Here is a 17444-nt window from a genome sequence, read left to right on the forward strand (position 1 = left end):
ACAGTTTTACCAATTAGGATTTCAAAACTGTTAGGCTGACGTTTGGTAAAACGTTTTTAGCAGGTTGTTTACCATTTGACATCGAAAGGCTCGTTTATGAACCACATCGCTGCTCCAAGTGTTGCTTTTATTTTCGATTGCGACGGAACACTGGTTAATAGCTCCCCCGTCTGGGGCCATGCGCAGACCGAGTTGTTGCACCGTCACGGCATTGATGTAACGGTCGACGATTTTGCCCAATTTGAACATCTTTCGCTGGAGGACGAGTGCCAGGCCTACCACGACGCGTGGGGCATTGGCGCGAATGGCGAGGAGCTGTATCGCGAGCTGGGTGAGATTTTGATTGATGGGTACTCCAAGGTACCGCCGCGCGAGGGACTCCTGGCGTTTCTGGAGCAGGCGAAGGCGGCGGGCATTGCCATGTGCGTGGCCACGTCCACGCCGGCCGAACTGGTGCAGTCCGCCATTGCGGCTGCTGGCCTTGATCGCTATATGGAGTTTATTACCACGACGGGCGAGGCGGGGCGCTCCAAGCGGTTCCCCGATGTGTACGAACTGGCGCTGCGTCGCCTGGAAGAGCGCGACGGGCATAAGTTCGAGCGCGCTTGGGTATTTGAGGACGCCGTCTTTGGACTTAAGAGTTCTGGTACTGCAGGCTTTAAGCGCGTGGGCATCTATGATCCGCACGGCCGTATGGAGCGCGATGAGGTGCGTGCCAATTGCGACATCTTTATCGACAGCTATGAGGACCTGGACCTGGCCCGCGTGCTTTCGTTTGAGGGTTAGGCGAGAGCCGTGGCTTGCAAAGTATTAGTGGTTTGCGGCTCGCCTGTGGTGTTGAGCCCCGAGTTGCTGTGCCACCTGGCAGGGGAGTGCGACCACGTTGTCGCCGTGGACCGCGGACTCGATGCGTTGCTGGGCGCCGGCCTGAGCTGCGACGTATATGTGGGGGATGCCGACACGGTGAGCGATGCAGGTCGCGCGCTGGTCGATGCCGCCACCGATTTTGAAGTTGAGCGCCACGATCCGTACAAGGACTATACCGATCTGGCGCTGGCGCTCGATTCCGTCCGCCGTCGCTGGCTGGGTGCCGAAGTGGTTGCGACCTGCGCCACCGGCGGCCGTCCTGATATGGCGCTTTCCGTACTGGGCCTGCTCGCAGGCTACGATGACGGCCCAGTTTGGATTGCCGAGGACAAGGTGGTCGCTCGCTTCCTTCACGCAGGCGAATCCTGGATCATCGAAGGTGCCGAGGGCCAGACGTTCTCCATAATCGCTATAGCCCCTGGGACGGTTGTAAGCGAGCACGGCCTAGAATGGGAACTAGATCACAGCCCTCTGGGCCTGTTGACCGACACGGGCATCAGCAACGTTGTTAGGTCAACAGCCACGATCCAAGTCCACGCCGGCACCGCCATCGCTTACCTATATCAATAGGCATTTAGAATCTGACCCAAAAAAGTCCTTGCACGCCGTGCCAACTTCTCCTATAGTATCTCCTCGTCACGGGGGCGTAGCTCAGCTGGGAGAGCGCTTGACTGGCAGTCAAGAGGTCAGGGGTTCGATCCCCCTCGTCTCCACCATCGTGAATGCAAAGGTCTTCGGTATTTCGAAGGCCTTTTTTCATATGAAACACCACACGCCACAAACCCCACCTACGCCATCAAAAGTTGCACAATTTATTTCCCATGTCTGTACATAGTTTGTTATCCAAACGCTATTACCAATGCAGCTCGCTGCTCCAGTTGGGCTTCAGGAACGCTCCCAATAATTGCCAGCACCCCAATAACCTGCGCCAACGTGAACAATATCCTAAAACAACCCCTTTAAGCACGCCAAATGAACGATATGTTGTCAAACGCAGCCCAAATCAGTTTCGCTATCAGCTTGTGTTAGGATGTCTAACGTTACATGAGTTCAACTGTGCTCGCGGCTCCAGCAAGTTGCAAAGCGCAGGGTCGATCAGCATCCGGCCGAAACGGCGGTGCCAGAAACACCATGAGCTCCAATAAAGATGTCATGCGACGTTATTTGCATTGAGTTAATTCTAAGATGCATTTAATAGCTTGCGTGTCAATGCGTAGCGGTCCTACAGCTGTTTGCGTGCGGTCCAGTTTTACCACGGCCACCAAGACCTCTAAGCCCAAGGCCGCCACCGCGACGGCCGCCTCGCTCCCCAAAGCCGGTGATAGCTGCTGGATCGCCGTATCCCTAACGCTTTTCTTGCTCGGCATAGTGCTCCTATGCGCCGCGATTCGCTGCTAAAACGCTCGATTTCCGAAAGCGAAGAGAAAATCGAACCGTCAAGCCTAAACCGATCTCTGGCAACAAATCATCAGCTAGATATAGTCCAGGCCGATATCCCGTATCCAACTAAGCTCCTTCCCCTATGTCCCCTTTGGGGGCAGTCACTGTTGCTATGCCTTGGTGCTATACTCGGATGCCTAAGGAAGTGGTTCGTATGTACTTGAGCGATACTAAGATTCAGGAGCTAATCGACAGCAAGGTGCTTCTCAATGCCGATGCTTCGAACATCGGACAGGTTACGTATGACTTGCGCACCGAGGGATTCTACATCAACGAAAGCAAGCAATCCGAGGTAGAGCTTGGCCCCGGAGATTCGACATTCGTCTCTTGCGTTGAATGTGTTGCATTGCCAAACGATTTGACCGCGAGCGTGCTTCTGCGCAATTCGCGCATTCGCCAGGGGCTTTCATTGGATGCGCCGCTATATTTCCCCGGGCATGGAACACGGCTGTTCTATCGTGTTACAAACGTAAGCGGTAGCACTATTACGCTCGATAAGTCTAAGGGCATCGCCCAGGTTGCCTTTCAGCACGTTGACGGCATGGTGGCCCATCCTTACCACGGCGCTTTCTCTGATGAGCTCAACTTTAACGGACTTGCAGATTATTCCGACGTCTATGCCGGAGAACTCAAAAAGGTCGAGGATAAAAAGGAAGAAATCGCGAATATCTAGTCCCGTATTTATGGCAATGTCCTGGCCCTCTTCGCCATTTTTGCCGCGATCTTTACGCTCGTAAATGTCAACGCCGGAGGTCTTTCTTCCGATATTACAACCGTCAACTTTGTTGCACTCGACCTGCTGATTATTGGCGGTTTTCTGATTCTTGCATCCGCAATCGAGACCTTCCTTGTTAAAGACAGGGAAAAGAAGGTATGGCTGCCTCTCGTATTGGGCATTGCCTGCATTGTCGTGGCAGTGGTTCTTGCATTTCAGTAAGTAGGGTGGCTCATGTCGTGGGAGACTTGACCTAAGGTACGATCAATTGCTCCTGAGTGAGGGTATTGGTTTACGCCAATACCCTCACTTTCTTTGAATAGGGCAGCAGACAGGGCCAGCTGTCAGAGTTCGTGTCTTATGGGAGCAATTCAATTCACGCCGCGTTACATCTAGTCTGCTCTTTATTCTCGGATATAAACACTAAGGAGGCAGTCATGTTTTGGAGCTACGTTCAGCTTGATGATGGCACCCAGTTTGCCTACTCAGAGACAAGAGAAGACGGAACCGTTCGCGTAGCCGTCGAGCGCCCGGTTGACTTTGGCTTTGACCATGCGGAATGCTTCTTGCCTTCGGTCAAATGGTTCGACGTCGAAGGCTTTTCTGCTGATGACCTCAATTTCTTGTCAGAATTTGTTAGATCAAACGCCCCACTTATCTTCGAACTCGCCGAACGCCAGAAAGCCGGATCGGCGGTTTCGGAGCTGGCCCGCTGAAGTTCTGCTGTTGAACGGCAAATGGCCCATGATTTCGCCTTCTGACATATCCATCGCGGCCTCCCGCGTGCTGGCTCAATACGACGTCAGCGAAGCATATTTATTTGGCTCGTTCGCCCGAGGCGAACAAACGCCCGATAGCGATATTGACTTGCGCCTAGTCTGCGGCAACACCATGACGTTCGGCACGCTTTACGAACGCTCTCATGAACTCGAGAAGGAACTTGGGCGAAAGGTCGATATAGTCACTAACCCACCAGAGCACATGCGCCCGGCTTTTCGCAAAAGCATCGAGCAGGAAGAGGTGCTTGTTTATGAAGCGCTGTAAACAGGACGAGGAGCTTGCGAATGCCAGCCCCCAACTTTTTCCTTCCAAAGAACCCAACCCGGAGACACTCGAGGCCATCTGCGAAGGTGACGCATTCTTTGCGGCAAGGGGGTCCGGTCGCTTCGACAACGGCGCTGATCTTATCAAAGCAGCTCTAAAAGCTCCTGAAGTGTGAGAGAATTCAACCACCGAAGAGGCAATTGTCTCGGAAGTGTCAGACTGGCGAGGTTCGTACCTCGCCATTTTTGTACGTCTGCGGACATCGGAACTATCCCGCTAGCTACATGCCTTGCTTTTACTTGCTGCATTTGGGTTAGATAAAACGCCTCGCCACCTTGGGTTAACGAGCGCGATTGCGGGGCTTCTTGACTCGTCTTGCATCGTTTTCCGTTTATTTATATGCTTGTCCCAGAATTTGGTCGTAAGGCGCGACCAACGGAATCAAAAGAAAGCCTACCGAGAAGATCTTGGTCGCAGAGCACGACCAACGCAATCAAAACAATGCTCGCGGAGAAGGCGCCTTCAATCGCATTGATTGGAGGCGCCTCTAATACCAAGCGATATCTATTCTGCCTGAGAGCCTGGAGCAAGGGCGGCAGTCGAATGCGCCTGATAACAGGTATCGCTCTAGCGATGGTGTACTAAACTATCGTTAGAGCGATACCTGTTAGGAGACTCGCGTGGAACTGTGGCATGGTTCTCAGAAAATCATTGAGACTCCCCAGCTTGGCCTGGGGAAAGTCCATAATGACTATGGACAGGGATTCTATTGCACAGAGAGCCTCGACCTTGCAAGGGAATGGGCGTGCTCTAGGGACGCAGACGGCTTTGCAAATCGATATGAACTCGACATGGCCGATCTCAAGGTACTCGACCTGCTATCGCCGCAATATTCAGTTCTGCATTGGATAGCGTTGCTTGTAGAGCATCGTTCATTCCGAAAGGACACCGCCGTCGCTGTGGTGGCGTGCGAATACCTTCGCGATCATTTTTTGCCTGATGCTAACGCTTACGATGTGATTAGAGGGTGGCGTGCGGATGACTCGTACTTCAGCTATGCCAGGGCGTTTGTAAACAATACGATCACCGTTGACCAGCTCGGTCGAGCGATGAGGCTCGGCAACCTTGGAGAACAGATTGTGCTCAAAAGCGAGCGCGCGTTTAAGAGCATTCGTTTTGCTGGATTTGAACGTGCGCCACAAGCTCAATATGGCCCATTGGCCAAGGACCGAGATGAGTTGGCAAGGGCGCAGTATCGGGAATTGCTTACCGAAAACCCGTTTGAGGGAATTCGTATCGTCGATATCGTTCGAGAGGGGATGACAGAAAATGACCCACGCCTACAGTGAGATGTATCTCGAGGATGCCATGAGAACGCTGGGCGAGGCAGTCGATTTCGCCCTCTGCGACCAAGGACTGACTCCAGCCGAGTTGACGACGATCCTGTCGAACGCTTTTGAGATGAAACAGTTTGAGCGCGGTATACCTCGCGTCGTCTGCGGCATGGCGGGCGACGAGCTCGCGCGCGATATTATCGCACATGCGGGACTGACCCCCGTCGAATGCAGGGAGACCTATCCGTTCGACCGTTCGCCCCAGTATTGGGCGGGCTGGGTTTTGGCCTATGCGCAATGGATGTGCAGCCTTGGCTTTAATGAGCTACTCGAAGTCGCTCCGCTTGATTGGATTATCGGCTCGTACCATCCTCTCCACGAGGCCCCCGAAGACAAATTCGTCCAGATTGTCATTGATAAATGGAACAACGTCCAGGCAGACAAAAAGGGCCTCAAAGCGGCACGAAAGGCGGCCGGCCTAACGCAAAAACAGCTGGCTGCCCAATCGGGGGTTAAACTTCGCGCCATACAGCTCTACGAGCAGAACCAGCTCGACCTACGCCGCGCCTCGGTCTCTTCGGCATTGGCGCTCGCAAGCACCCTAAGCTGCGCCATCGAAGACCTCGTCTGGCAGCCGGTTGCCCTGGAGTACGACTCGCGGGCTATTCCATCCGTAAAGCTATAGAGGAGGCAGTCATGCCTTGGAACTACGTTCAACTAGATGACGACGCCAATCGCGTTGCTAAAGAAGGTCATCCAACTGCACACGAGGCAAATTCATCATCACCGATTTTGCTCGACGGCGTCACGTCGATCGATGAAGCTATTCGACTGACCATTGCGGGCATGCCCAACGCGCTCAGGCTCTTGGAGGACTCATGATGGCGGCTACGCAGCGGGGCGCTCATCCGTTCGCGCCACTCGTGCTTGATGATGCCGGTTCGCTCGAAGCTGTTGCCGCGGCTGTGATGCGCCTACACAGCACGCTGATGACGGTCGGGCGCTGCTATACAACCGACGCCGCAGGCGGCCGGGCCGCGCTTGAGCTTGGACGCGTCGAGTCCGTGCTTGCGGGTGCATTCTGTACGATATTCGGCCAATCGCCGGCCGACCGCTTCGCTGACATCTTTGACCAGGTCACCTACGTGGCCGAGCACATGGTCAAGGACCACATCTTTGAGGACGGTAACAAACGCACCAGCCTTGTCTTTGCGTTGTCCGTTCTAAGGTTCGCCGGCACTCCGGTCGTGCTGTCCGACAGTCCCGAGCCCAAAGACAACCAGTACTACGCCTGGATCCAAGACCTCGTATCTGGAAACCGTACGACCAGCGGGCTCGCCGAGGAGCTGCGCCGCGGTTGCATTGCGGGCACGGACGACCCGCCGCGCGTATAGAATCTAAGCATCCGCACGCCAGCTATGAAATGGATTGGACACCATATGGAGATCCCCAGCACCCTGTGCAGCAATGTGTACGACTTCGCGTTTTGCCCCGAGCCCTGCTACGACCGCTTGGCCGACCTTGCCGACCCCGAGGACTGGGGTCCCGGCAACCGCATCCTCAAAAACTACCTGTCGTTTTCGTTTAGCCGCGCGGTGTTTTTGACCGAGCGCGACGTGGACCAGACCGCGCCGTCCAACCTGCCGCTGGTGTTCGACGACGACCGCTGCCTGTTCAACACCGGCCTGTACACGCGCCGTTACGAGACCATCTACGGCCTGTTTGAGCCCAACACCAAGCCCGACGCGCGCCAGCGCTGGTTTTTAAAGGGTTTCTTTAAGGAAAGCGACCCCATGTTGGTCTCGTTTGAGTACCTGCCGTGTCGCGTGCGCTTTGCCGAGGACCCCTCCGAGCTGGTCTTTGACTACCGCCTGCCCATCTGCTCCAACATCGACCACATTCTGGGCGACGAGGAGAACCTGACGCGCATTCCCGCCAGCCTGATGGGGGAGGGCAACTCGCTGCTGCTGCGCCGCGCCTTTGAGGGCGCCGTCGTCGAGGCCGCCCGCCGCGCCGCAGCCAACTACACGCTCGCGGTGCCGCAGTTCTACGGCGGCCGAATCCAGCTGCTCCTGCCGCTGTGCCTGACCGGCGACAAGCCCGAGCTGGCGCTGACCATCCAGCGCGAGGACGGCTTTTACGCCGCGCGCACCTGCCTCACACTCGATATGGCCTACAACAACGCGCGGCTCATTTGCCGCCCCGAGACTTCGTGGATTAAGCGATAAATGGCTGTTTAGCTGCGGGTTTGTCGTGTGCCCTGATTGCGGTGGCGCGCTATACGCCCACGAATTTAAAATCGGGGGCAAAAAGTTCTTGGTAAACCACGCGCGGCTATGATAGTATCTCTTTTGCCGAAAGGCGACGGGCGATTGGCTCAGGGGTAGAGCATATCCTTCACACGGATGGGGTCACAAGTTCGAATCTTGTATCGCCCACCATCAAAAGCACAAGCCAGAGGTGTTGAGCCTCTGGCCTTTTTCTTTTTGACACAAAGGGTGACACCAAAACTGACACCAAATTTTTGATTTTTATTAAAATGGGGTCCCGTTTTTTATTGATCATGTCCCCTTCACGAATCCTACATATTGAATATAATTTCCGTTCGTTGACTAACTTTAAGTGACGTCATTGACCATTTCGAAGAAAGATCACGCGCTCTTTCAATGAATTCTTTGCATGAGTCATACGCAATTGTGGAGACAGAGACCACTGGCACACAGTTCGTATCAGCACATTCACGCCTCGTGACAACCTTTCAACACATCCCATCCATTTTTTGGTCAGTGTTTGGTCAGCTTCCGGTACTTACCCGCATGATGCCCCGGTAGATAATCGGTGATGTCCGCAATCCGCGCGGCCTATGGCCGATACCAGGGGAGGCGCAAATGGACGAAATCGTCTGCGCAAACACCGCATTCCGCTACTGGCGCTGCCCGCCGCAGGTGCGCGATCTCTACCCGCGCCTGCCCAACTCCGAAGACGGCTGGCGAGCCCTATCCCAAGCCCCTTTCGTAAACGACGTCCTCAAAACCCCGATTATTTCTGTTGCTCCACCAGGCTGTTGTAACCACCATTCGGGTTTGCGCTCCACTATTCGCTGGGAAGGGGTATCGGATGCCGGCGCAACAATCGACACTCATTTAGGCTTTAGTGTCACCAATCCGCTTAACACGTTATTTACTATGACACGCTTTGTGTCCCAAATAGATCTCGTACTGGCCATGTACGAACTTTGCGGCTGGTTTTCTGTTTTCGAGCCGATCCCCGCTGTCGAAATGCAGTTAAAAATTGCGGAAGAGGAGAATCGCAATTCCAGCACGCAGGATCTGTTCGAACTTGGAGAGGGCGAAAACGAGGTCCCTTGGAAACGAGTTTATGCCCGCGCAACCGTAAAGGCCCCAGATAATGAAGGCCAATCGAATAAGCGTGAGAACGGAAGAGAGATTACAAAACTCAAAGGTACTTCTCTTTGGATGAGAAAGCCGCTCATCGAACTGAGCGACCTGCATCGATTCGCCGATAAGGTCAAAAGTCAAATGTGGGGAAAGCAGTTTTATGTTGCCGCTCAGCAGGTTATCGGCATCGCTGCATCTCCACTCGAGGTCGCGGGGGTCCTGCTTCTAAGTCGTTCTCGACGTCTAGGTGGTTCAGGATTCAAATACGTGTATCTCAACGATTTAACCCCTCTATCCGAGGCGGCCCAAAGCATCGCAGGTCAAAAGGTTTGCTACGGCGACATTGTGATTGTAAACCCAATCCTAATGAAGGCAGTAATTATCGAGATCCAAGGTGAAGTCATCCATGGATCAGGCGCGGTACTTGACCACGATGCAGAGCGCATGACTGCGCTCCAGAGTATGGGTTTCGACGTGTTTCTGGTAACCCACGATATGCTTAACGACAAAAAGCAGCTAGACACCATAGTCAAAAGCATCTGCAGTCGTTTGGGGATTCGATATCAAGCCAAATCCGAGGCAATGAAGCGCGTCGAGACGCGACTGCGAGCAAATGTTTTGTGCAACTGGTTGGAAATCGGGAATTAGCCGGCAACGAGATACTAGAACAACCTTGTTTGCCTGCCAGTGAATTAGTGTCATTTCAAAACTATGTCGGATTACGGGGCTGGACCCGGACAGGCCGTCCATACCCTTCATTTCACGGAATTCGCAAGTCGTCTACCTGCGGTTTTGATTTTACCGATTGCGGCATGCTCGGGGGTTCCCGGCCCAGCCCCGTAAACCGGCATGGTTTTGAGATCGCCGGGTCGGCGGGGGCGCGATTGGCCCCGATAATGGGCCCGGCGCCGGCAGGATGGCCGTTGGGCGGATGACGGCCCGCGCCGCGGAAGCGAAAAACGGCGGTCCGCGGGACTCGAGATGTCCCAAGAGCGCCGGAGAGGAGGGCGGCGGCGTTGCCGCCGCCCGCGTCCGCGGCCTGGCTGCGCCCCCTCGCCGCCGCCCGCAAAATATTTTCTAAAATTGTCCTTGCATCGGCGAGGGAGTTCCCGTATAGTACTTCTTCGCACGGGGGCGTAGCTCAGCTGGGAGAGCGCTTGACTGGCAGTCAAGAGGTCAGGGGTTCGATCCCCCTCGTCTCCACCCGAGCATTGAATGAGGCTCCAACGCAAGTTGGGGCCTTTTTTCATATCAATCGATTTACGCCATGTGTTGGCTGGGTAGCCTCTTGTCGACATATCCGTTGTTAATTACGAATATGAATGTTAATAACTTTACGTCTCTGGATGGCAAAGCTATTCCGCAGCGCCAATAACAAAGAGGCCGGGCGCAATGCCCGGCCTCGAAATACTCTGGTGGGCCCTCCGGGATTCGAACCCAGAACCCAGGGATTATGAGTCCCCTGCGCTAACCGTTGCGCCAAGAGCCCTTATGTACTGTGATTATAGTTTCAACAATGGAAATTCATTTCCCATCGGGTTAAATCACGATTTGAAATACTACCATGCACAAGCATGTCGCACAACGCACGATCAAGCGATGTTTTTAACACCCGCTATTCCCTGATAATCAAGATGCATCACAATAAATATCACTGGATGAGAATGGTTCAAGCCATTATCCAAAGGCTGCAAATAGAGTTAGCCATCGGCGAACTGGTGCCATTTCAAAACCATGCCGGATTACGGGGCTGGATCCAGACCGGCCGCCCATACCCGACATTTCACGGAATTCACAAGCCGTCTACCTGCGGTTTTGATTTTACCGATTGCGGCATGCTCGGGGGTTCCCGGCCTGGCCCCGTAAACCGGCATGGTTTTGAAATCGTCGGGTGTGCGGGGGGGGCGGTTGGCCCCGATAATGGGCCCGGCGCCGGCGGGACAGCCGTTGGGCGGATGGCGGACCGCGCCGCGGATGCGAGAAACGGCGGTCCGCGGGATTCGGGATGTCCCAAGGGCGCCGGAGAGGAGGGCGGCGGCAACGCCGCCGCCCGCGTCCGCGGCCCGTCCCGCATCCTCGCCCCCGCCGCAGAAAGTTTTTCCGAAATTGTCCTTGCATCGCCGCCCGAGTTCCCGTATAGTACCTCTTCGCACGGGGGCGTAGCTCAGCTGGGAGAGCGCTTGACTGGCAGTCAAGAGGTCAGGGGTTCGATCCCCCTCGTCTCCACCCGAGCATTGAATAAGGCTCCAACGCAAGTTGGGGCCTTTTTTCATATAGGCACACAAGGTCAAAGGCGGCACCATGATCCTCCTGGTCGACAAGATCGAAAAAAGCTTCGGCGCGCGCGTCCTCTTTAGCGGCGCGTCCTTCCAGATCAACCCCGGCGAGCGCTTCGCGCTCGTGGGACCCAACGGCGCCGGCAAAACCACCATGCTCAAGATCATCATGGGCATCGACAGCCCCGACTCCGGCCAGGTCCAGTACGCCAAGGACTGCCAGGTGGGTTACCTAGAGCAGGAAACCAACCTGGAACACAAGGACACCACCATCCTTGCCGAGGTCATGGCCGCCGCCAAGGAAATCCGCCGCATGGGCGAGCGCGCCAACGAGCTGCAGGCCCAGATTACCGAGCTCTCCGAGCAAGGCAAGGACGTCGACGCACTCCTCAACGAGTACGGCCAGGTCCAGGATCGCTTTGAGCACCTGGGCGGCTACGAGCTCGAGAGCAACGCCCGCAAAATCCTGTCCGGCCTGGGCTTTAAGGTCACCGACTTTGAGCGCCCGTGCTCCGAGTTCTCGGGCGGCTGGCAGATGCGCATCGCGCTCGCCAAGCTCTTCCTGCGCCATCCTGACTTGCTGCTTCTGGACGAGCCTACCAACCACCTGGATCTCGAAAGCGTCCAGTGGCTTCGCGGCTTTATCGCGAACTACGACGGCGCCGTCCTTATCGTCAGCCACGACCGCGCCTTCATGGACGCCTGCGTCGACCACGTCGCCGCGCTTGAGAACCGCCGCGTGACCACCTACACCGGCAACTACAGCAGCTACCTTAAGCAGCGCGAGGACAACCTGGAGCAGATGCGCACCAAGCGTGCTGCCCAGGAGCGCGATATCGCTCACATGCAGGTCTTCGTCGACAAGTTCCGCTACAAGCCCACCAAGGCAGCCCAGGCCCAGGAGCGCATCCGCAAGATCGAGCAGATCAAAAAGGAGCTCGTCATCCTGCCCGAGGGCCACAAGCACATCGACTTTAAGTTCCCCGATCCGCCGCGCTCCGGCGACATGGTTGTGGGCCTGGAGGGCGTGTCTAAGTCCTACGGCAACAAGCACATCTACAGTGATATTGACCTCAAACTCTACCGCGGCGAGCATGTGGCGCTCGTCGGCCCTAACGGCGCTGGCAAGTCCACCCTCATGAAAATCATCGCCGGCTTGGAGCCGCCCACTACAGGCACCCGTGACCTGGGCACCAACGTGGGTGTGGCCTACTATGCCCAGCACGCGCTCGAAGGCATGACCGAGTCCAACACCGTCCTGCAAGAAATCGACACCGTCACGCCCAAGTGGACCGTTCCGCAGCAGCGCAGCCTGCTGGGCGCCTTCCTGTTTAGCGATAACGACGCAATCGAAAAGCAGGTCCGCGTCCTCTCCGGCGGCGAAAAAGCGCGTCTGGCCCTGGCCAAGATGCTCGTGGCGCCCGAGGCGCTCCTGTGCCTGGACGAGCCCACCAACCACCTGGACATCGACTCGGTGGATATGCTCGAGAACGCCCTGCAAAACTTCCCCGGCACCATCGTGCTTATCAGCCACGACGAGCACCTAGTGCGCGCCGTTGCCAACCGCGTCATCGACATCCGCGACGGCAAGGTCACGGTCTACGACGGCGACTACGACTACTACCTCTACAAGCGCGAGGACCTCGCAGCCCGCGCCGCCGCCGAGGCGGCAGGGGAGAGCGCGCCTGTCGCGGCCAAGTCCACTAAAGCCAGCGCCGCCCAGGCCGACACCCCCGCCGCGGCGCCTAAGCCTGCCGAGGGCAAAAAGACCAAGGAGCAAAAGCGCGCCGAGGCCCAGGCCCGCGCCGCGCTCAACAAAAAGCTCAAGGGCGTGCGCAACCAGCTCAAGAAAATCGAGACAGAGCTGGACAAAAAGCGTGCCCGCTATGACGAGCTTATGGAATTGATGGCAAGCGAAGAGCTTTATGCCGATCAGGACAAGTTCAACGCCGCGCTGGGGGAATATAACGGCCTTAAGCAAGAGCTGCCCAAGCTCGAGGACGAATGGCTGGAGCTTTCCACCCAGATCGAAGAGGAGACCGCGCGTGAACTCTCGTAAAGCCACCGCCGTGGCGATGAGCATCATAGCCATCGCTTGTCGCATCTGCGGCATCTTTATGAGCGCGATGACCGTGCTGCTGTGCTTCAGCGGCCTCACCGCCAAGCTGCAGATCGTGGGCTTTGTCGTTGAGCTTTCGCGCGCCCTGCCGAGCGCCATCGCCGGCTACGGCGTTATCACCTCGCCCTTTGGCGGTGTCTTCCGCTTGGATTACGCCATCGTCGCCGTCATCCTGTTTGTGGCCGACTACCTGCTCACGCGCGCCTCGCGTCGCGTCCGCTAGGGGAGCGCCATGTCCAGCAGCTACCTCATGAACCTGCTCGCCAGCGCTGTCGCCGTCATCGTGGGCATCGTCATCCACGAGAGTGCACACGCCGCCGCGGCCTGGGCGCTCGGCGACAAGACGGCGCGTTCACGCGGCCGCGTTTCGCTCAACCCGCTCAACCATATCGACCCGTTTGGCACCGTCCTCCTGCCGCTGCTGATGCTCGCGGCCGGCGGCCCGGTGTTCGCCTTTGCCAAACCCGTGCCCGTCTACCTCAACAACCTCAAGCAACCCAAGCGGGACGAAGTCCTGGTGAGCGCAGCCGGCCCCGCATCGAACATCGCACTGGCATGCCTCGCCGCAGCCCTCATGCACGCAGCGTACGGCAATCTCTACGCCAGCATGTCCTTTGCCGTGGCGTCGCAGATCATGAACTTCGGCGCCACCTTTATCGTGGTCAACCTGTCGCTCGCGTTCTTTAACCTCATCCCGATCCCGCCGCTCGACGGCTCGTCAATCATCGTGCCCTTCCTCAAAGGCAAAGCCCTCGCCAACTACTACCGTCTGCAGCAATACGCTATGCCGATCCTTATCATCGTGCTGTATCTGCTGCCCATGTGGACCGGCATCGACGTGATCGGCCGCTATTTCGACGTTACCGTGTATCCGCTGGCTGAGCGGCTGCTCGACTTCGCAATCGCCGGCATCTAGGGTAAACTTACAGGTCGACCGCGCATAACGGTCGCAACATGCACCCAAACCGCGCCGCGAAGGCGCCGTCAAAGGAGGTCGAAGATGTCGTATCGTGTGTCGACGCAGGTCTACAGCGGACCGTTCGACCTGCTGCTGCAGCTGGTAACCCGCCAAAAAGTTGATATCTGCGCCATCTCGATCAGCGAGGTGGCCGAGCAGTACCTTGCCGAGGTCGAGCGCATCGAGGCGCTGGACCTGGACGTGGCGAGCGACTTTTTGCTGGTCGCGGCAACCCTTCTGGACATCAAGGCCGCCTCGCTGGTGCCCCAGGAAGCCCCGCGCAAGACAGACGACGATGACGAGGATGACGATGACCTCGAGGAGCTCAGCGCACTCGACGGCGACGCCCTGCGCGAGGTCCTGATTCAGCGCCTGATCGCCTATAAGCAGTTTAAGGGCGCGGCGGCAGCCCTTGGCGCGCGCATGCAGGCCGAGAGCCGCATGCATCCGCGCGTGGCCGGCCCCGACCCCGAGTTCCTAGGCCTTATGCCCGACTACCTGGCCGGCATCACCCTGCGCGGCTTGGCCGTCATCTGCGCCGACCTGGACGGCAAGCGCCAGACCTTCCTACTGGAGGCCGAGCACGTGGCACCGCATCGTGTGCCGCTCGACCTGACAGTGGCCTCGGTCGATCGCTTTACTATGGCGCACCAAACCTGCACCTTCCGAGAACTGTTGGACGGCGACGCCACCACCGAGCAGCTCGTTGTCACCTTCCTGGCCATGCTGGAGCTCGCCAAGCGCGGATCGCTTACGCTAAGCCAGGACGAGATCTTTGGAACCATTCAAATCAACCGCGTCGAGGGCGCCGAGGCATACGTGCCCGGCGAGGGCCCCGAGCTCACCGAATAGGAGCGACCAACCATGTCAACCCTTTCCACGCTAGAGGCAAACAGCCTCAAAGGCGCCCTCGAGGCGCTGCTGCTGGTGTCGAGCGACCCCGTGAGCGCACCCGCGCTGGCAGGTGCGCTGGATATCGCCCCGGGCGAGTGCGCGTCGCTTTTGGCCGAGCTCAAGGTTGAGTACGAGGAGGCCAACCGCGGCTTTCAGCTGCGCGAGGTCGCTGGTGGCTGGCGCCTGTTTACACACCCCGCCTACCACGACGTGGTCGAGGCCTACGTGCTGAGCTGGGACACGCAAAAACTGTCGCAGGCAGCGCTCGAGACTCTGGCCGTCATCGCCTACCACCAGCCCGTCACGCGCGAGGTAGTCAAGGGCATCCGCGGCGTCAACTCCGACGGCGTCATTGCGTCGCTCGTGGACAAGGGCCTGGTGCGCGAGCTCGGCCGCGACCCCGAGCGCGGTCAGGCCATCATCTACGGCACGACCAACGCCTTCTTGGAAAAGTTCGGCCTGCGCTCCACTCGCGACCTGCCCGATCTAGAGCAGTTTGCCCCTGACGAACAATCGCGCCAGTTTATCCGCGAGCGCCTGAGCGGCCGCAGCATTCAGTCCACGCTCGAGGAGCAGGCCGAGGACCTGGACGAAGAGCGCGAACTGATCGATACCGATGTTGAGGACACCGATGGCGAGGAGCTGCTGGCCGCCGGTGACACCTCGGAGGACATGCATGACGAGGACTAACGAAGCAGAGGAGACGCGCATCGCAAGCGCCACGGGCGCCACAATGCCCGCGGGCGACGCCCAGCCCGTCTACCCGCACACCATGCGTTTGCAGCGCTTTTTGGCGCGCGCGGGTGTGGCGAGCCGCCGCGGCTCGGAGGACCTGATGACTGCCGGACGCGTGACCGTCAACGGCCAGGTCGCGACCGAGCTGGGCACCAAGGTCGATGTCGACCGCGACCATATCGAGGTCGATGGCATGCCCGTCAAGCTCAACCAGGGCGCCGTGTACCTGATGCTCTATAAGCCGTCCGGCTACCTCACCACCATGAGCGATCCGCAGGAGCGCCCCTGCGTGGCCGACCTGGTCCCGCGCGACCGCTTTCCGGGGCTCTTCCCGGTGGGTCGCCTGGACCGCGACACCACGGGCCTCTTGCTCTTTACCACCGACGGCGACCTTTCGCAGGATCTGCTGCACCCCAGCAAGCATGTCTACAAGACCTATCAGGCACTGGTAGACGGCCCCCTGACCGATCGCGATTTGGAACCGCTGCGTCGCGGCATCGAGCTCGACGACGGCCTGTGCCAGCCGGCGATCTGCCGCGTCATCAGCGCGCGCGAGGCCGAGGCCGTGGCTCCGCAAGGCGTAAAGCCCGGCACCACTGCCGTGGAGGTCATCATCCGCGAGGGGCGCAAGAACCAGGTCAAGCGCATGCTGAGCAAGATCCACCATCCGGTGATCCGCCTGCATCGCTGTAACTTTGCCGGCCTGGAGCTCAAGGACGTGGCCAAGGGCTCGTGGCGCGAGCTCACCGACCGGGAGGTGCAAATCCTCAAGGCCGGCGGCATCCCGCCCAAACAGGCCGCCTCCAAGCGCGCCGCGCCGGCGACCAACACCGCGAGCCACGCACGTCACCACGGCAGCCATGGCTCCGCGCCCAAGCGCAACACCTACCGCGAGCGCTACACGGGCTAGCTAGCCCGCCAGCGAGCAGCGCCCGCGTCCCATACCAGAACGTCAACCACCGAAAGGAAGCATTGCATGATCGTCGCCATCGACGGCCCCGCCGGTTCCGGCAAGTCCACCATCGCCAAGGAGATTGCCCGCCAGCTGGGCTTTAACAAGCTCGACACGGGCGCCATGTATCGCGCCGTCACCTTCGCCGCACTCGACCGCGGCATCGACCTGGACGACGAGGCTGCCATCGACGCCCTCGCCGAGCAGATCGATATCCGCTTTACCAACGGCACCGGCGAGGACACGCGCCTGACCATCGACGGCCAGGACGCATCGGCTGCCATCCGCACCCCGCAGGTGGACGCCAACGTCTCCAAGGTCTCGGCCTACCCGGGCGTACGCGCCGCCATGCTCATCCATCAGCGCCGCGCAGCCGAAGACCGCGATATCGTGGCCGAAGGTCGCGATATCGGCACCGTCGTGTTCCCCAACGCGCAGGTCAAGGTGTTCCTGACCGCCGACCCGCGCGAGCGCGCCCGTCGCCGCGTGCTGCAGCGCCACCAAAACGACGCCCAGCCGCTCAGCGAAGAGCAGCTCGAAGCCGAGGTCGACGAAACCCTCGATGCCCTCAAGCAGCGCGACAAGCTCGACAGCAGCCGCGAGGTCGCGCCGCTCGTGCCCGCCGAGGACGCCGTGCACGTCGACTCCACCGCCCACACCATCGATGAGGTCGTCTCGATAATCGAGGACCTCATCAACCAAAGGAGGTAGC

Annotated in this window: 19 protein-coding genes and 5 tRNA genes; 23 read left to right on the forward strand and 1 reads right to left on the reverse strand. The window is 58.3% G+C overall.

Annotation, left to right across the window (positions count from 1 at the left end; translation table 11 throughout):
- The first annotated feature begins 96 nt into the window (after window positions 1–96).
- The 15 genes from AAAX31_RS03195 to AAAX31_RS03265 all read left to right on the forward strand — a co-directional run bounded on the left by AAAX31_RS03195 (window position 97) and on the right by AAAX31_RS03265 (window position 10001).
- Window positions 97–786 (forward strand): HAD family phosphatase, encoded by a 690-nt coding sequence (locus AAAX31_RS03195; RefSeq protein WP_349076147.1) that lies wholly within the window; start codon window positions 97–99, stop codon window positions 784–786.
- Between the two features lie 9 nt (window positions 787–795).
- Window positions 796–1437 carry a thiamine diphosphokinase gene (locus tag AAAX31_RS03200; protein ID WP_349076148.1) on the forward strand — a complete coding sequence of 214 codons (642 nt, stop codon included), beginning with the start codon at window positions 796–798 and terminating at the stop codon, window positions 1435–1437.
- 70 nt (window positions 1438–1507) lie between these two features.
- Window positions 1508–1583, forward strand: a tRNA-Ala gene (locus AAAX31_RS03205).
- Between the two features lie 878 nt (window positions 1584–2461).
- Window positions 2462–2980, forward strand: a complete 519-nt coding sequence (locus AAAX31_RS03210) for a hypothetical protein (protein ID WP_349076149.1) — start codon at window positions 2462–2464, stop codon at window positions 2978–2980.
- A 479-nt stretch (window positions 2981–3459) separates the two neighbouring features.
- A complete protein-coding gene (locus tag AAAX31_RS03215; protein ID WP_349076150.1) occupies window positions 3460–3738 on the forward strand; it encodes a hypothetical protein in 279 nt (92 codons plus the stop codon).
- Window positions 3739–3766: 28 nt separating this feature from the next.
- On the forward strand, window positions 3767–4066 hold the full coding sequence (locus AAAX31_RS03220) for a nucleotidyltransferase domain-containing protein (protein ID WP_349076151.1): 300 nt from the start codon (window positions 3767–3769) through the stop codon (window positions 4064–4066).
- Window positions 4053–4241 carry a hypothetical protein gene (locus AAAX31_RS03225; protein WP_349076152.1) on the forward strand — a complete coding sequence of 63 codons (189 nt, stop codon included), beginning with the start codon at window positions 4053–4055 and terminating at the stop codon, window positions 4239–4241. The genes AAAX31_RS03220 and AAAX31_RS03225 overlap by 14 nt, the downstream gene beginning before the upstream one ends.
- Before the next feature lie 505 nt (window positions 4242–4746).
- Window positions 4747–5415: a DUF3990 domain-containing protein gene (locus AAAX31_RS03230; protein ID WP_349076153.1), complete on the forward strand. Its 669-nt coding sequence runs from the start codon at window positions 4747–4749 to the stop codon at window positions 5413–5415.
- Window positions 5396–6085 (forward strand): helix-turn-helix transcriptional regulator, encoded by a 690-nt coding sequence (locus tag AAAX31_RS03235; RefSeq protein WP_349076154.1) that lies wholly within the window; start codon window positions 5396–5398, stop codon window positions 6083–6085. Before AAAX31_RS03230 ends, AAAX31_RS03235 begins: the two co-directional genes overlap by 20 nt.
- 11 nt (window positions 6086–6096) lie before the next feature.
- On the forward strand, window positions 6097–6282 hold the full coding sequence (locus tag AAAX31_RS03240; RefSeq protein ID WP_349076155.1) for a hypothetical protein: 186 nt from the start codon (window positions 6097–6099) through the stop codon (window positions 6280–6282).
- Window positions 6279–6794, forward strand: coding sequence for a Fic family protein (locus tag AAAX31_RS03245; protein WP_349076156.1), 516 nt, complete (start codon window positions 6279–6281; stop codon window positions 6792–6794). Before AAAX31_RS03240 ends, AAAX31_RS03245 begins: the two co-directional genes overlap by 4 nt.
- A 45-nt stretch (window positions 6795–6839) precedes the next feature.
- A complete protein-coding gene (locus AAAX31_RS03250; RefSeq protein WP_349076157.1) occupies window positions 6840–7628 on the forward strand; it encodes a DUF3825 domain-containing protein in 789 nt (262 codons plus the stop codon).
- A gap of 138 nt (window positions 7629–7766) precedes the next feature.
- Window positions 7767–7841 (forward strand) — tRNA-Val (locus AAAX31_RS03255).
- Window positions 7842–8288: 447 nt separating this feature from the next.
- Window positions 8289–9446 carry a hypothetical protein gene (locus tag AAAX31_RS03260; protein ID WP_349076159.1) on the forward strand — a complete coding sequence of 386 codons (1158 nt, stop codon included), beginning with the start codon at window positions 8289–8291 and terminating at the stop codon, window positions 9444–9446.
- A gap of 482 nt (window positions 9447–9928) precedes the next feature.
- Window positions 9929–10001, forward strand: a tRNA-Ala gene (locus tag AAAX31_RS03265).
- Between the two features lie 210 nt (window positions 10002–10211).
- Here the strand turns inward: AAAX31_RS03265 and AAAX31_RS03270 are convergent.
- Window positions 10212–10287, reverse strand: a tRNA-Ile gene (locus AAAX31_RS03270).
- A gap of 664 nt (window positions 10288–10951) precedes the next feature.
- Here AAAX31_RS03270 and AAAX31_RS03275 point away from each other — a divergent pair.
- The 8 genes from AAAX31_RS03275 to cmk all read left to right on the forward strand — a co-directional run bounded on the left by AAAX31_RS03275 (window position 10952) and on the right by cmk (window position 17443).
- Window positions 10952–11024 (forward strand) — tRNA-Ala (locus tag AAAX31_RS03275).
- Between the two features lie 75 nt (window positions 11025–11099).
- Window positions 11100–13133, forward strand: a complete 2034-nt coding sequence (locus tag AAAX31_RS03280; protein ID WP_349076160.1) for an ABC-F family ATP-binding cassette domain-containing protein — start codon at window positions 11100–11102, stop codon at window positions 13131–13133.
- Window positions 13120–13416: a hypothetical protein gene (locus AAAX31_RS03285; protein ID WP_055250169.1), complete on the forward strand. Its 297-nt coding sequence runs from the start codon at window positions 13120–13122 to the stop codon at window positions 13414–13416. Before AAAX31_RS03280 ends, AAAX31_RS03285 begins: the two co-directional genes overlap by 14 nt.
- Window positions 13417–13425: 9 nt before the next feature.
- Entirely contained in the window at window positions 13426–14109 is a 684-nt protein-coding gene (locus AAAX31_RS03290) for a site-2 protease family protein (protein WP_349076161.1), read from the forward strand.
- Between the two features lie 84 nt (window positions 14110–14193).
- Window positions 14194–15003: a segregation/condensation protein A gene (locus tag AAAX31_RS03295; protein WP_349076162.1), complete on the forward strand. Its 810-nt coding sequence runs from the start codon at window positions 14194–14196 to the stop codon at window positions 15001–15003.
- Window positions 15004–15015: 12 nt separating this feature from the next.
- Complete coding sequence (gene scpB / locus AAAX31_RS03300; RefSeq protein ID WP_196031255.1) at window positions 15016–15735, forward strand: SMC-Scp complex subunit ScpB; 720 nt, start codon at window positions 15016–15018, stop codon at window positions 15733–15735.
- Window positions 15736–15778: 43 nt separating this feature from the next.
- The gene (locus AAAX31_RS03305; protein ID WP_349076179.1) at window positions 15779–16690 is read left to right on the forward strand and encodes a pseudouridine synthase; all 912 of its coding nucleotides are present in this window, start codon (window positions 15779–15781) and stop codon (window positions 16688–16690) included.
- A 66-nt stretch (window positions 16691–16756) separates the two neighbouring features.
- Window positions 16757–17443 carry a (d)CMP kinase gene (gene cmk, locus AAAX31_RS03310; protein ID WP_349076163.1) on the forward strand — a complete coding sequence of 229 codons (687 nt, stop codon included), beginning with the start codon at window positions 16757–16759 and terminating at the stop codon, window positions 17441–17443.
- Window position 17444 lies beyond the last annotated feature (1 nt).

This window comes from Collinsella sp. CLA-ER-H5 (genome assembly GCF_040092375.1).
Taxonomy (GTDB): Bacteria; Actinomycetota; Coriobacteriia; order Coriobacteriales; family Coriobacteriaceae; genus Collinsella.